Below are 14019 nucleotides of genomic sequence, written 5' to 3'. Positions count from 1 at the left end.
CATTTGAATTACCGTTTCGTGGATGGAGTTTTCCGATTGGGTCTATTTGCAACGCACCGCCTGAGGATCACTCACGCCGGAGCCGATGCCTGCTACTGGCCGATGCTGCGGCCAAGATGCTCTTCGCGCAGAAGGCTCCGGTGACGGATCTGGCTTCCCTTCAGGTGATCCCGCATGGCATTTCTTGCGGCCTCCTCGTCGCCGTTGGAAATCGCCAGAACGATCTTTTCATGCTCCTGGTGAATGAGCCGCCGATAGGCTGTTTCCGCCTCTGCCTTGTTGCCGTTGACGATCTTGGATTGCGGGATCGCGGCATTGCCGTGAGTTTCCAGATACTGCCGAAACAGCGGATTGTTGGTGGCATCGGCGATCGCAAGGTGCAGCGCCAGATCCGCCTCGCGAATCGAATTGCCCGCTTCGATGCAGGCGAACAACATCGCATGATGATCGTATATTTGCTCTTCTTGCGCTGGAGAGCGGCGCTGTGCCGCAAGCCCGGCCGCCTCGATTTCGATCGGTGTGCGGATTTCCAGCACCTCGAGGTCCGACGAAAGCCGCGCTCGGTTGGTGTTGCGCGGGGAGAAGGAAAGCCGGGAAGGCTCCATCACGAAGACACCCGCCCCCTGCCTGGCCTCGACCAGCCCCTCATAGCGCAGGAATGCGATCGCCTCACGCACCACAGTGCGGCTGACGCCGTGCGCCTCAGTCAGCTGTGCCTCGCTTGGCAGCTTGTCCCCGGGCGCGTATTCACCGTTAAGAATGGCCTGACGAAGAACATCACTGACATGCGACACCAGTGTGCCGGCACCTTTCACCTTGTCCTTGACCTGCGTGACCACTACCCCACCCTTTGCCGAAACAACCCCGCCCTGATTTACCATCAATCGCGGGCGCTACATGTATTACAAATAGCCACTTGTATCAACTGTTGCCGGCAAAATGCCGAGGCCTGCTCTACCGCACCGTCAACCGTCATGCCTCGTTTCCCCAGAATTCTATCTGCGTCAGCGCAGGAAAGGGCGACGGATCCTGCGCTTTGACAAGCTTGTGGAGGGTCGCCCGCACCGCGACCCGCGGTTCGATGGGAAACCGTTGCGCACCCGCCAACTTCGCCGTCGCCAGTGCCACACTTTCGCCGTCGGGAAAGGTGACCGTCACGCTCTCCCACCAGGCATCGTGAGGAAAATCGGCACGAAGATAGAGCACGATCTCGTCGATGCGGACGAGGCGGCCGAATTCTACCGTAAGCGATGCCTCCGGGTCGCAGTTGATGCCCCAGCTGGTGTAAGGCCAGGCACCGTGGCCGTCGCTGGCAATTTCCCCATCAATGGCGTTGCGGGCCGCGAAGGCTGCTTCCTGGCGGGTTTCGACATTGGCATGGCCCCGTGGAAACAGCGAGGAATTCTCGCCATCGTCAAATGGATTGAAGGCGAGATTTCGCCGCGCGGAGATCTCTTCGCGAGATGCAAGTCGAGCCTTCAGTCGATGGACGGCGCCACTGAATGCCTTGGCGCTGAAGCCGGACCTTTTGTCGCCGAAGGGAACTGTGAACTGGCCCTTCTTGTCCGTAAGATATAGGAGCGCTGTCGGCATGGCATCGTCGAAGGCGATTGCCAGCTGACACCCGGCTTCGCCCGCCTCGATCTCGAGCCTGTCTCCCTCTGCGTATCGGGCCTGATACACCAGCACCACTTCGTCATGCGCCGTCTTGTGGGCGATCACATCGCCCGAGGCGTTCAGGATCCTGAGGGTCAGTTGCATGGCATCTATCCTATACGATGGTGAGAAGAAGGCGCCCTGCCGCATAGGGCAGCCGAAGCCGGTATAGCGGTTCGGGCCAGGCCAATTGCAAGCGCGGATCGGAAACCGGTATTTCCTCCACCTCGGCCTTGCCGCCGCCGCTTACGCTGATCCTTGCAAGATCGCCGACATCTATGCAGCTGTCGTCGACGCTTGGTTTCACGGCCAACATCAGCGAGAGAACTGCCGGCAGATCGCCATCGACCTGGTCCTCGAGCTCGATCCTGCTCCCCTTGAAGAACCGGACCGTCCGACGGAATCGGCGCAGCCGCGCATCGGGCGGATAGGCGCCGGCAAGCTCCATCGCGATCAATGCCTGCTCCGCTTCGAGCGAAACGGAGACATCCCGCGCGGCAAAGGCGTCGCCATCCTGCTGCATGACACCACCGAAATCGGGCAGGTTGTGATAGCCCGACTGCATGGTCCAGATGCCATAGCGGTCAGGCGAAAAGGTCCTGGCGGTGTAGCTTTCAACGCCGACATCGATCAGCAACGGCGTGCCGTCCTTGTAAAGGGTGACGCTGCCGACATCGTTGTGATTGTGGCTTTCGCCATTGTTGCCGGCCTTTACCGCCAGGGCGAAACGGTCGTCACGGGCAATGACAAGACCGATGCTCGGGTAAAAGATATCCGGCTTCCTGACCCGCACCTTGCCGTGTTCGCGCATGGCATTGGCGGCAAAGGCCGCCTGCACGCGATAGAACAGGTTGATCTCGTCCGGCAGGTCCGGTGCTGGCTCCTCAGCCCAGTCGGCTGCGGCGAAATCGGCAAGCGGCTCGGAGCCGACAGCGCAGCCAAACAGGAACTCCCGGGCACCGCAGCGATCATTGACCGCGGAACAGTCGGCGAAGTTGAAATACCGCTGGCCCTCGACATGCGCATTGACGATGTAATCCGCCATGTTGCGGATCTTGGGCGCATTCCATAACGGCCCGAAGGCTTGCGGCGCGACACCTGCCAGCAGGTTGAGGGCGTTGAACAGGCAAAGCCCGGCATGACGGTAGTAGAGCGCTCCCTCTTCACAGGCACCGTCCTCGCCATAGTCCTTCAAGAAGGCGTCGAGGCTGCCGGCAGCCTTGCGGACGATAGCGTGGAGATCGATATCCGGAACCCTCGAGGCAAAGGCCGTCAACAGGACGTTCTGCGTACACCATGCCGTCCAGTTGTTCATTCGCTCGTCGCCGTTGCCCATCCACCAGAAATGCGCTGAAAGATAGGGATCCAGGATGCGGCGGCGCAGTTCGTGCTCGATGCGGCCAGGCATTCCGGGTGCGGCGGCTTCAATCGCATCGCCCAGGAGATAGTGGGCCATGGCCAACTGCGCGCCGGTTTCGGCGGCAAAGAGGTCGATCACCGGGCGGTCCGGCTGCGGCAATGCCGTGCGCGCGCCACCCCGGATGTAAGCGTTGTGTGCCGGCAATTGCCAGCCGCTTTCTTCGCAGATCAGCATCAGGCCGTTGATGATCGGATCGAGAAAGCGCCCATTGGCCTCCACGCATTCGGCCATGACGAGCCCGTTCAGTCGGCGCCGACGGGTGAAATAGAGCGCTTCGAAACGTGTCCGGTTGCCGTTCCGGCTGTAGTCGAGCCATGCGGTGACCGGCAGCGACGGCCATTCACCGTCCGTCATCCGTTCTCCGGCCGCAACAAGCCGGGCACGGATATCGCCCGGCAGTTCCTGCCATTCGGTCCGGTCCGATGCGGAGGGGACAAGACTGAAATCCGCCAGCCGCGGCGGCAGGTAATCCAGCCTTTCAGAAAACATCTTTTGGCACTGTGTCATCATACCCATTCCGGCGAATATGCCCCGAATGAAATAACTCATTTGTCACTTGTGTTACCTGTAAATGAAATGTATTACAAGTGACGGGAGTGAAGGCGGAACGCGCGCATCCGGACCGCAGGGCCCTGGATTGCGCGCTCCGCAGCGACCGGCGATTGCGGCCAGTCGCAGGAGTGAGGAGGCGATGGTGGATACCACCCAGACAGGCGGCTTGCCGACGTCCGCCCGGCGGCGCCCGGCGATATCGAAGCGCCAGCGCAAGCTGCGCTCGACGCTGGTTGCCTATTCCTTCATCGCGCCGAATTTCATCGGCTTTGCCGTATTCACGCTCGGGCCCATCATCTTTGCCTTCGCACTCGCCTTCATGCACTGGGACGGCTCAAACCACATCAGCTTCGCCGGACTCGACAATTTCTGGCATCTGTTCCGCGACCGCGCATTCGCCGCCGCCTTCTGGAACACGATTATCTACACGGTCTTTTCGGTGCCGCTTACCATGGCATGTGCGCTCGGTCTGGCGATCCTGCTGAACCAAAAGATCGCCGGACGCGGCTTTTTCCGCACCGCCGCCTTCTTCCCCTATGTCGCCTCGCTGGTGGCGGTGGCGGTCGTCTGGAACATGCTGTTCAACCCGGACATGGGTCCGGTGAACATGATCCTCTATTCGATCGGCATCGACCCCAAGAACCTTCCCGGCTGGGCGGCCGACAAGAACTGGGCGATGGTCACCATCATCCTGTTCGGCATCTGGAAGAACATGGGCTACTTCATGGTCATCTATCTCGCCGGGCTGCAGGGCATCAATGCCGAGCTCTACGAGGCGGCGGACCTGGATGGCGCCACGGCCTGGCAGAAATTCTGGCACGTCACGCTGCCGCAACTGACGCCCACAACCTTCTTCGTCTCCGTCATGCTCACCATCCAGTCCTTCAAGGTGTTCGACCAGGTCTTCATGATCACCCAGGGCGGTCCCGGCACATCGACGCTCGTTCTCGTCTACCACATCTACAACGAGGCCTTCATCTCCTGGGATCTCGGCTATTCCAGCATGGTGGCACTGGTCCTCTTCATGCTCGTGCTGATCGTCACCGTGGTGCAGTTCCGTCTGACGCGGGAGGACACGGCATGAGGAAGACGCGGAGCAGGATCAGGTTCAGCCGTATCGCCGTCTATGTCCTGATCATCGCCATCACGATCATCATGCTGCTGCCCTTCGCCTGGATGCTCTCAGCCTCGCTGAAGCTCAACCGGGAGGTCTTCCAGTTTCCGATCCAGTGGATCCCCCCGCATCCCCACTGGCAAAACTACGTCGACATCTGGACGAAGATCCCGCTGACGACCTTCGTCTACAATACCGCCAAGATCACCATCATCGTCACGCTTCTGCAGCTGCTGACCTCGAGCTTTGCCGCCTATGCCTTTGCCAAACTGCGCTTCGCCTATCGGGACTGGCTGTTTCTCGGCTATATCGCGACCATTGCCATGCCCTGGCAGGTTTATATGGTGCCGCAATTCCTGATGATGCGGGAGATGGGGCTTTACAACACCCACTTGGCGATCATCTGCCTGCAGGCCTTTACCGCCTTCGGCGTCTTCCTGATGCGGCAGTTCTACATGTCGATACCGGATGAACTCTGCGAGGCCGCGCGCGTCGACGGGATGAGCGAATACCAGATCTGGTGGTCAATCATGCTGCCGCTGTCGAAGCCGGCATTGTCGACGCTGACGATCTTTACCTTCGTCTTTGCCTGGAACGATTTCCTCGGGCCGATGATCTACCTCACCAAGACCGAGCTGAAGACCATCCAGATCGGCCTTCGCATGTTCATCTCGCAATATTCCGCCGAATACGGGCTGATCATGGCCGCCTCCGTCGTGGCGCTGATCCCCGTGCTCGCCGTCTTCCTCGTCCTGCAGCGGTTCTTCGTCGAGGGCATCGCTTCGTCCGGCCTGAAAGGCTAGCCATGACCGTCATCGATACCCATAGCGCAATCCGCCCCATCAGCGACGACGAGGTGCGCTCCGCCCTCGATACCGCGGTGGCGCAGGTGCGGCGCAACCTGCCGCAATTTACCTACAGCGCCCAGAACCATTCCAGCGTCGACAATTTTTATCCGGCCGTTGCCAACGACCAATGGACGGCCGGGTTCTGGCCGGGCGAAATCTGGCTCGCCTTCGAGCACAGCGGCGATCAAACGTTCCGTCATGCGGGACAGATACAGGTGCAGAGTTTTCTCGACCGTATCGAGCGGCGCATCGAGACCGATCACCACGACATGGGCTTTCTCTACTCCCCGACCTGCGTGGCGGCGTGGAAGCTGGTCGGTGACGAGGACGGTCGAAAGGCTGCCATCCTCGCTGCCGATCAGCTGATCGAGCGCTACCATCCGGTCGGCCAGTTCATCCAGGCCTGGGGCCGCATGGGAGAGCCCGGCAATTACCGCTACATTATCGACTGCCTGTTGAACCTGCCGCTGCTCTACTGGGCAAGTCGCGAGACCGGCGACCCGAAATACCGCGACATCGCGCTGATCCATGCCCGCACGACGCTGGCGCATTCGGTACGACCCGATGATTCCACCTACCACACCTTCTACATGGACCCGGAAACCGGCGATCCCGTGCGCGGCGTGACGGCACAGGGTTACCGCGACGATTCCAGCTGGGCGCGCGGCCAGGCGTGGGCGATCTACGGCATGGCGCTGTCTTATCGCTATGAGCCGCTGCAGCAATACCGCGAGACCTTCGACCGGCTGCTGGCCTACTATCTCAAGCGACTGCCGTCTGACCTCATTCCCTATTGGGATCTGATCTTCATGGATGGCGAAGAGCCACGCGATTCCTCCTCGGCCTCGATCGTCGCCTGCGGCCTGCTGGAAATGGCCGATATCGTCGGCGGCGTGGAGGCCGATGGGTGGCGAGAGCTGGCACGGCGGATGATGAAGAGCCTCGTCGACAGTTACGCGGTGCGAGATCCCGCCATATCCAACGGGCAGGTCCTGCACGGCACCTATTCCAAGAAGACCCCCTACAACACCTGCAAGGGCGAAGGCGTCGACGAGTGCGTCGCCTGGGGCGACTACTATTACATGGAGGCGCTGACCCGCCTGTCCGGCAATTGGTCCTCCTACTGGTGACGGGGACGCAAGAAAGGGTTTGGCGGCTGACATCATGGCTGGAATTTCACTCAAGAAACTGAACAAGACCTTTGGTGCGCTGACGGTGGTGCACGACATCGATCTGGAAATAGCCGACAAGGAATTCATCATCCTCGTCGGCCCCTCCGGCTGCGGCAAGTCGACGACCTTGCGGATGATCGCCGGACTGGAGGAAATCTCGGGCGGAGAGCTCCTGATCGGCGACGATCTGGTCAACGACGTGCCGTCGAAGGACCGCGACATCGCCATGGTCTTCCAGAATTACGCGCTCTATCCGCATATGACGGTCTACAAGAACATGGCCTTCGGCCTTCATCTGCGCCGTGCGCCGAAAGAAGAGATCGACCGGAAGGTCCGCGAGACCGCCCGGCTTCTCGACATCGAGCACCTGCTCAACCGCAAGCCCAAGGCGCTATCCGGCGGCCAGCGCCAGCGGGTGGCGCTCGGCCGCGCCATGGTGCGCAATCCGGAAGTGTTTCTGCTGGACGAGCCGCTGTCGAACCTCGACGCCAAGCTGCGCGGCACCATGCGCACCGAGATCAGCAAGCTCCACCGCCGCCTGAATTCAACCTTCATCTACGTCACCCACGACCAGGTGGAGGCCATGACCATGGCCGACCGGATTGTGGTCATGAAAAGCGGCCGCATCCTGCAGGTCGATACCCCGCAGAACCTCTACGACCGACCGATCGACATGTTCGTCGCCGGCTTTATCGGCGCACCGCAGATGAACATGATCGACGTGACCATCGAGCGGCGAGGCGACGACTGGGTCGGCGTCTTCGAGGGGCGCGACATGCCCTTGCTGCTGGGCGACAAGGCCGAAAGACTTGCGCCTTATGAAGGCCGCACCGTTGTTCTCGGGATCAGGCCGGAGAATCTCCACGAGCGGCAACCAACCGATATCGCGCCCGAAGCCACGGCGATGATCGACGCGGTGGTGGAACTCGCCGAGCCAATGGGCTCGGAAATCCACCTGAACCTCGTGGCCGGCGGCAAGGACATGATTGCCAGGGTCTCGCCACGCTGCAAGGCCCAGGATGGCGATCCGATCACGCTGATTGTCGATCTGGTCAATCCGCATCTGTTCGACAAGGAAACCGAACTTTCGATCCTCTACTGAGGCCAAGAGCCGGGAGACAAGGCCGTGCAATGGCTGACCGCGAACTTTGAGAGGGAAGGCCCGGGCATCCCCAAGGATGCACCGAAGAAGACCGGCCTGGCGCTGTTTGGTCAGATCGTGCTGCGGGAATGGTGGGAGCTTTTCAAGCTGAATATCGCGATCATCGTGTTCTCGCTGCCGCTGGTGACGATGCCGGCAGCCTTCGCCGCGTCCATCCGCGTCTGCAACCTGATGGTGGAGGACGAGAATGTCTATCTGATGCGCGAATTTCGCGCCGCTTTCCTCGGATCCTTTCTGAAGGCGACGACCTGGGGCTTCGGCCTGCTGATCGTCCTCGGTCTTTTCGGCTACGCCTGCTATGTTTACGGGCAGCTCGCGCTGCACGCTCCGATCTACGTGCTGCCGTTCGCCCTCGCACTCGCCACCAGCCTGTTTGCCTGGATCGTGGCTGTACACCTCTTCGTCCTGATGGTCCGCGCCCCCTCGCTGTCACCGGCCGCGCTCTTGCACCGCGCGGTTGTTGCCGGTCTCTCACGGCCACTGCCGGCGCTCGGGGCCCTCGCGTTCACCTCGAGCCTCTGGTTGCTGCACGTGATTCTCTATCCCGCCTCCGTCTTCATGCCGGCTGCCTTCAATTTCTCGCTCGCCGCGCTGGCAATCGTCTTCAGCGTGCACCGTTCAACAGATTTCGCACTCGCCCTTCGTCTCGGGAGGACCAGGGATGGTGAGAAAGTTTCGCAAAAAGCGCCCGGGCGCACATAATCGGAGGAAATGACATGCGAAATATTCTATCCAGCGCATTGCTTGCAACTGTAAGCCTCACGGCTTTCTCGGCCCATGCCGACGACAAGGTGACGTTGAACTGGGCCCTGTGGGACTGGGCCGCGACCGCCTATTACCAGCCATTGATCGATGCTTTTGAAGCCAAGCATCCGAACGTGAAGATCACCTATACCGATCTCGGCTCGGCCGACTATTCGACGATGGCGATGACGCAACTGGCAGGTGGCTCCGGCGATCTCGACATCGTCACGATCAAGGATGCGCCGGGCTACGCCAACATGGTGAACGCCAAGACCCTGTTGCCGCTAAACGACGACATTGAGGATACCGGCATCGACAAGGCGGCCTATGGTGGCCTGATCGATGAACTCACGGTCGAGGACAAGGTCTATGCCCTGCCCTTCCGTTCCGACATCTGGATCACCTACTACAACAAGGACCTGTTTGATGCCGCGGGCGTCGAATATCCGACCAATGACATGACACTCGCCCAATTCGACGAGAAGGCGCGCAAGCTTGCAAGCGGCTTCGGGGCGAACAAGGTCTATGGCGCGCTGTTCCACACCTGGCGCTCTGCGGTGGAAATGCCCTGCATCGTCGATGGCAAGCATACGCTGATCGACGGCAGCTACGAGTTCCTGAAGCCCTGCTATGACCGGGTCCTGGCCCTGCAAGAGGAGGGCGTGGTCCCCTCCTATGCATCACTGAAGACCAGCAACACCCATTACTCCGGTCCCTTCTACAACGGCACCGTCGCCATGATGCCGATGGGCAGCTGGTTCGTCGCAACCCAGATCAAGAAGGTGCAGTCCGGAGAATCACTTTCGAAGAATTGGGGCATCGCTGCCTTTGCCCATCCCGAAGGCGTTGCGGCCGGATCCACGGCGGCCGTCGTGACGGCCCTGTCGGTCAACGCGAATTCGGCCCACAAAAAGGAGGCGCTGGACTTCGTCAACTTCGTCTCGGGTCCTGAAGGCGCGGCAGTCGTTGCCGGCACCGGCACCCTGCCGGCCCTGAAGACAGATGCGGTCCTGTCCACCATCACCTCGACCGAGGGCTTTCCGCAGGACGAGACCAGCCTCAATGCCCTGAAGTCCACCAAAGCCTATCTGGAACTTCCCGTCAGCCCGAAGTCGGCCGATATCGAAGTGGTGCTGAACCGCGCCCACGACGCCATCATGACCAACAACATCTCGGTCGAGGATGGCTTGAAGCAGATGGATCAGGATGTGCAGGCGATCCTGAAGAAATAGCCGCAAGGACAAAAGGGGGCATGCAGTCCTGTCGTGCCCCCTCTCCCATTTCTCCCGGATTCAAGGATACCCAACCCCATGCTCACCGTCGAAACCCGTCACGCCGTGCATCAGGATCATGCGAAGACCATGGGCACGGACGAGTTGCGCCGTCATTTCCTGGCAGACGACATGTTTCGTCCGGGCGAGATCCGTCTGATCTACACCCACTACGACCGCTTCGTCATGGGCGCGGCCGTGCCTGCGGGCCAGCCCCTGACACTCGACAAGGTGGAAGAGACCCGCACGGCGACATTCCTCGAACGCCGGGAAATGGGCGTGGTCAATATTGGTGAAACCGGTAGCGTCAGCACCGGCGACAATCGCTACGAGATGCAGCGCGGTGACGTTCTCTATCTCGGCATGGGTTCCGGACCGGTCACCTTCGACGGAGCCGGCAGGTTCTATATCGTGTCCTGCCCCGCCCACCGCGCCTGCCCTTCCCGGCTTGTCAGACTTTCCGACAGCAAGCAGGTGAAACTCGGCGCGATCGAAACGTCGAACAAGCGCACGATCAACCAGTTCATCCATCCACTGGTCATGGAAAGCTGCCAGTTGGTGCTGGGCTACACGACGCTGGAGGACGGATCGGTGTGGAACACCATGCCCGCCCATGTGCATGACCGGCGCATGGAGGCATACCTCTATTTCAACCTTCCGGAAAACGGGCGCATCGTCCATCTGATGGGCGAACCGCAGGAAACGCGGCATCTCTTCATCGGCAATGAGGAAGGCGCGCTCTCGCCACCCTGGTCGATCCATTCCGGTGCCGGCACCTGCGGCTACACCTTCATATGGGCAATGGCCGGCGACAACATCGACTATACGGACATGGACTTCGTTCAGCCAAACGAGCTGCGCTAGCCCAGACGTGAAGCCTTTGCCGGTGCAGTCGAACGCCTGACAATCAGCGGACCGGCAAATTCCGTATAAGTCACGGTCGCCTGAGGGGATCGCATTCGCTCAAGCAGCCTGCGCAGTCCGTAGCCACCGATCTCTTGCCGCGGCACCTGGACCGTCGTCAAAGGCGGATGTGTCATGGCCGCCATCCGGATATCATCGAAGCCGACGATCGAAATATCCCCGGGGATGCTGAGGCCCGCGTCTTCAACCGCGGTCATCGCACCGAAGGCGCTCGCGTCGTTGCAACACTGGATCGCGGTGAAATCCGGCTTTCCGCCTTGAGCCGCAAGCCGATCTCGCACAGCCGCATAGGCGGCGTCGCTGCGCATGACGGCAAGATCGATGACGAGATCGCCGTCGAACGCCAATCCCGCCGCCTCGATCGCGTCCCTTGCCCCATGCAGACGGTCTCGCACCGGCCGGCGCGCACCGTGGGTCAGGTGCAGGATACGGTGATGCCCAAGATCGATCAGGTGACGCGCAGCGGCAAAGCCGCCCGACCGGTTGCCGGCGGATACGGCATCGAGCCGCATCCCCGGATCGATGCCGTTGACGATAACAGCAGGCACACCCTCACCGACCAGGCGACCGATCAGCGTCTCGTCGTGAAAGGAGAGGAGAATAATGCCCCTTCGATCGCCGTCCGTTGTTGACGCCGCAATCTGAGGCAGTTGCCCCTCGCCCATCATCACATAGGCGAGCGGTAGATCGAGGTCGCGGCACTCCCGTTCGATACCGGCGAAGAGTTCCACCTGGAAATCGGGCGGCCCGGACAGTCCCATGTCGATGTTCGACAGCACCGTGACCGAAATGCCCGGTCCGCCGGATCCGATATAGTTCAGTCTGTCGGCAGCGCTCTGAACACGGCTTCGGACCGTCTCAGACAAACCAGGCGACCCGCTCAATGCACGCGACACCGTGCTGATCGAAACCCCGGAAAGTTCCGCAATCTCGCGCAGCGTCACTTTGCTGCGCGCCGTGCCCGCACTTGCGCCGGGAGAATCGCTTTCGTCTTTCAAATCGGTCCTTCCTGCGTGGCGTCACTCTCGCAATAGAGCAATTCCATGCCGGCGGCAAAGCGCCTTCACCGTCTCCGGTACCGCAATCGCCGTGATCGCCGCCTCGGGCGATGGCACCGCGAAGGCCGCTGTCGCCAGCCATGTGGTGCCCGCGTCGACGCGGGCCGCCAGCCGCGGAAAGAATGTACGGGGAAACCGCAGATTGGTATTGGGCGCGGCCCGGATGATCGTCGCCTCCCGGTCACCGGTCAGATCGACGATGGCGGAAATGGCGGACAAGGTTCGCACGCTGCCTTGGCCCGGCTTGAGATCGAACCACTGTTCAGGTGACTGATGGCCGTCGCCGGTGCGGTCGATGGCGAAACCACCTTCCGCGACATGCAGGGGTGCTGCGGTGACAATGCGGTGCAGCCGCACATGCCAGCCATTGCCGCCGAAATCGAGCCAGGTATCGACCGTGAGTTCGCCATCCGGCGTCCAGCGGCCCCAGGCCATGTCGCTGTCGATCCCCGCCTCGGTGATGCCGGATCGCGTCATCCAGGCGATGCCGTCGCGGGATACCATGAGCCCGCTATCGACCGCGCTTCGCTCGGGACGATCGGGCGCGGTGGCATCGCTGGCCACCGAAAAGGCAAATGCCGAGGAATAGGCGAAACGACTGTATTTGGCGTCGTAGTACCGGTGCTCACGTCCATCCTGTCCGCCGGTCAGCATCACGGCATCATTGGATGTGCGCCGGGTGATGAAGCCACCGGTTTGGGCAAGCACCCGCCCACCCGGGAGTTCCTCCGCTGCCTCCTCCTGCGCCTGCCAGAAGGGGTGGTTGTCGGCAAGGGCGATCACCAGCAGCGTCTTCAGCGCCCAATAGGGAGAACCGGGCGCATTATAGGCCTCGGAAACCAGCAGGTTCGGATAGCTGTAGCCGATCGAAAGAACACCGTCGCGATCCGTGATCGGCTGCGTGGACCACCAGCGCAGATGGCGAAGAAGCAGCCCCTTGATGCGCCCCCAGGGCAGCACCTCCTCACCGGCAAAGGCGCAGGCTGCCCAAAACGCAGCCTGCGCGAAGCGATAGGTCATCGATCGACCATAAGGGATCGCCGCACCGGTGTCGTCGAACCAGTGCTGGAAATTGTCAGCGAATGCGCGCGCCCGCTGCCGGAACCGCCGGGCGTGATCGGGGAAGATATCGTCGGCCATCTGAGCGACGAGCAGACCGTAGAAATGCATCCCCATCGGCGTGTAATAATCAAGCTGATACCATTTTCCGTCCCGGTAGAAGCCGTCGCCGAGATGAAACTCGTCGATGCGGTTCAGCGCTGCGCGTACCGCCTGCTCGGACCAGTTGCGGCCGACCTTGCGCATTGCAAGATTGGCAAGGATGCGGAAAAACAGCCAGTTGTTGTCGGCGGTCGGATGATCGTTGATCGTCAGCATCCACCGTTCGATCCTGTCCTTCGCCGCCGGCGCCAAGGGCTGCCAGAAGGTGTCCGGCGCCAGAAGGAAGGCAAGCGATATGCCGGCCATTTCCACCATCCGCTGGTCATGAGAGCCGACAGGTCCCCAGAATTCCGGATGGTCCGGGTCGGTTCCATTGGAGAGCCCTTCCACATAGCGGGCCGCATCCTCGAAGCCGAAGCCACCGGCCACGAGCGGAGCTATGCCCCACAACGGGCGCACGAAGCTTTCCATCTCCGCTGCCGCGCTACCGTAGTGAGCCCCGGACACGCCAAGCCGCAGCCGTGCATTGCCTTCGGAAAACCAGGGTCTCAGCGGCGCGTAGAAACCGTTCATGGCCTCCGCGAGATCCGAGCGTGTCTTGAGAAGATTTCCGTTGAGAGGATTGGAAGTGAGAAGACGCAGAACCACAGGCTCCCGCTCCCAAGCGGACGGATGATTGACGGACATGGGACTCCTCCACGATAACGCAACTTTTCTTATCACACAAAGTTTGCGAAACTGGAAGAAATTGCTTCGGGCGGGGATGAAAGAGCAAGGCAGCGGCGAGCCACGGTTCCGAACGCCCTTCTGGCGCCTCAGGCGCTCGTCCCGTCCCGCCCTGCCCTGGAACGGCAAAAAGCTCCTCGCTGTGTGCTGAGGAGCTTTGTGTGTGGTTTTTTAATTGTTTGTTGATTTGGTTGCGGGGGCAGGATTTGAA

At 61.0% G+C, this 14019-nt stretch carries 12 protein-coding genes; 7 read left to right on the top strand and 5 right to left on the bottom strand.

The window, feature by feature from the left end; all coding sequences use genetic code 11:
- Window positions 1-92: 92 nt before the first annotated feature.
- From J2Z17_RS21690 to J2Z17_RS21680, 3 genes are all read right to left on the bottom strand, one after another.
- Window positions 93-881: a FadR/GntR family transcriptional regulator gene (locus tag J2Z17_RS21690; RefSeq protein ID WP_209948209.1), complete on the bottom strand. Its 789-nt coding sequence runs from the start codon at window positions 879-881 to the stop codon at window positions 93-95.
- A gap of 91 nt (window positions 882-972) precedes the next feature.
- On the bottom strand, window positions 973-1806 hold the full coding sequence (locus J2Z17_RS21685) for a carbohydrate-binding protein (RefSeq protein ID WP_245224276.1): 834 nt from the start codon (window positions 1804-1806) through the stop codon (window positions 973-975).
- Window positions 1772-3565, bottom strand: coding sequence for a heparinase II/III domain-containing protein (locus J2Z17_RS21680; RefSeq protein WP_209948206.1), 1794 nt, complete (start codon window positions 3563-3565; stop codon window positions 1772-1774). Before J2Z17_RS21680 ends, J2Z17_RS21685 begins: the two co-directional genes overlap by 35 nt.
- Before the next feature lie 202 nt (window positions 3566-3767).
- Here J2Z17_RS21680 and J2Z17_RS21675 point away from each other — a divergent pair, with 202 nt between their 5' ends.
- The 7 genes from J2Z17_RS21675 (at window position 3768) to kduI (ending at window position 10803) form a co-directional block, all read left to right on the top strand.
- Entirely contained in the window at window positions 3768-4712 is a 945-nt protein-coding gene (locus J2Z17_RS21675; RefSeq protein ID WP_209948204.1) for a carbohydrate ABC transporter permease, read from the top strand.
- The gene (locus tag J2Z17_RS21670) at window positions 4709-5545 is read left to right on the top strand and encodes a carbohydrate ABC transporter permease (protein WP_209948202.1); all 837 of its coding nucleotides are present in this window, start codon (window positions 4709-4711) and stop codon (window positions 5543-5545) included. Before J2Z17_RS21675 ends, J2Z17_RS21670 begins: the two co-directional genes overlap by 4 nt.
- Window positions 5546-5547: 2 nt before the next feature.
- Complete coding sequence (locus J2Z17_RS21665) at window positions 5548-6720, top strand: glycoside hydrolase family 88 protein (RefSeq protein ID WP_209948200.1); 1173 nt, start codon at window positions 5548-5550, stop codon at window positions 6718-6720.
- A 34-nt stretch (window positions 6721-6754) separates the two neighbouring features.
- Window positions 6755-7864, top strand: a complete 1110-nt coding sequence (locus tag J2Z17_RS21660; RefSeq protein WP_209948198.1) for an ABC transporter ATP-binding protein — start codon at window positions 6755-6757, stop codon at window positions 7862-7864.
- Window positions 7865-7888: 24 nt separating this feature from the next.
- Window positions 7889-8626: a YesL family protein gene (locus J2Z17_RS21655; RefSeq protein WP_209948195.1), complete on the top strand. Its 738-nt coding sequence runs from the start codon at window positions 7889-7891 to the stop codon at window positions 8624-8626.
- Window positions 8627-8640: 14 nt separating this feature from the next.
- Window positions 8641-9900, top strand: a complete 1260-nt coding sequence (locus J2Z17_RS21650; RefSeq protein WP_209948193.1) for an ABC transporter substrate-binding protein — start codon at window positions 8641-8643, stop codon at window positions 9898-9900.
- 78 nt (window positions 9901-9978) lie between these two features.
- The gene (kduI, locus tag J2Z17_RS21645) at window positions 9979-10803 is read left to right on the top strand and encodes a 5-dehydro-4-deoxy-D-glucuronate isomerase (RefSeq protein ID WP_209948191.1); all 825 of its coding nucleotides are present in this window, start codon (window positions 9979-9981) and stop codon (window positions 10801-10803) included.
- Here the strand turns inward: kduI and J2Z17_RS21640 are convergent.
- On the bottom strand, window positions 10800-11861 hold the full coding sequence (locus tag J2Z17_RS21640) for a LacI family DNA-binding transcriptional regulator (RefSeq protein WP_209948188.1): 1062 nt from the start codon (window positions 11859-11861) through the stop codon (window positions 10800-10802). The genes kduI and J2Z17_RS21640 overlap by 4 nt on opposite strands.
- A 21-nt stretch (window positions 11862-11882) precedes the next feature.
- Entirely contained in the window at window positions 11883-13769 is a 1887-nt protein-coding gene (locus J2Z17_RS21635) for a DUF2264 domain-containing protein (protein WP_280923394.1), read from the bottom strand.
- Window positions 13770-14019 lie beyond the last annotated feature (250 nt).

Source organism: Heterorhizobium halophytocola (assembly GCF_017873095.1).
In the GTDB taxonomy this organism is placed as follows: domain Bacteria; phylum Pseudomonadota; class Alphaproteobacteria; order Rhizobiales; family Rhizobiaceae; genus Allorhizobium; species Allorhizobium halophytocola.
The sequence above is the reverse complement of the archived record's forward strand: the minus strand, read 5'-3'. Positions and strand labels throughout refer to the sequence as shown.

What these genes read in the sequence shown, in the direction of transcription:
- J2Z17_RS21690 (WP_209948209.1), bottom strand. Translation starts at nt 881, where the DNA reads ATGGTAAATCAGGGCGGGGTTGTTTCGGCAAAGGGTGGGGTAGTGGTC.
- J2Z17_RS21685 (WP_245224276.1), bottom strand. Translation starts at nt 1,806, where the DNA reads ATGCGGCAGGGCGCCTTCTTCTCACCATCGTATAGGATAGATGCCATG.
- J2Z17_RS21680 (WP_209948206.1), bottom strand. Translation starts at nt 3,565, where the DNA reads ATGTTTTCTGAAAGGCTGGATTACCTGCCGCCGCGGCTGGCGGATTTC.
- J2Z17_RS21675 (WP_209948204.1), top strand. Translation starts at nt 3,768, where the DNA reads ATGGTGGATACCACCCAGACAGGCGGCTTGCCGACGTCCGCCCGGCGG.
- J2Z17_RS21670 (WP_209948202.1), top strand. Translation starts at nt 4,709, where the DNA reads ATGAGGAAGACGCGGAGCAGGATCAGGTTCAGCCGTATCGCCGTCTAT.
- J2Z17_RS21665 (WP_209948200.1), top strand. Translation starts at nt 5,548, where the DNA reads ATGACCGTCATCGATACCCATAGCGCAATCCGCCCCATCAGCGACGAC.
- J2Z17_RS21660 (WP_209948198.1), top strand. Translation starts at nt 6,755, where the DNA reads ATGGCTGGAATTTCACTCAAGAAACTGAACAAGACCTTTGGTGCGCTG.
- J2Z17_RS21650 (WP_209948193.1), top strand. Translation starts at nt 8,641, where the DNA reads ATGCGAAATATTCTATCCAGCGCATTGCTTGCAACTGTAAGCCTCACG.
- kduI (WP_209948191.1), top strand. Translation starts at nt 9,979, where the DNA reads ATGCTCACCGTCGAAACCCGTCACGCCGTGCATCAGGATCATGCGAAG.
- J2Z17_RS21635 (WP_280923394.1), bottom strand. Translation starts at nt 13,769, where the DNA reads ATGTCCGTCAATCATCCGTCCGCTTGGGAGCGGGAGCCTGTGGTTCTG.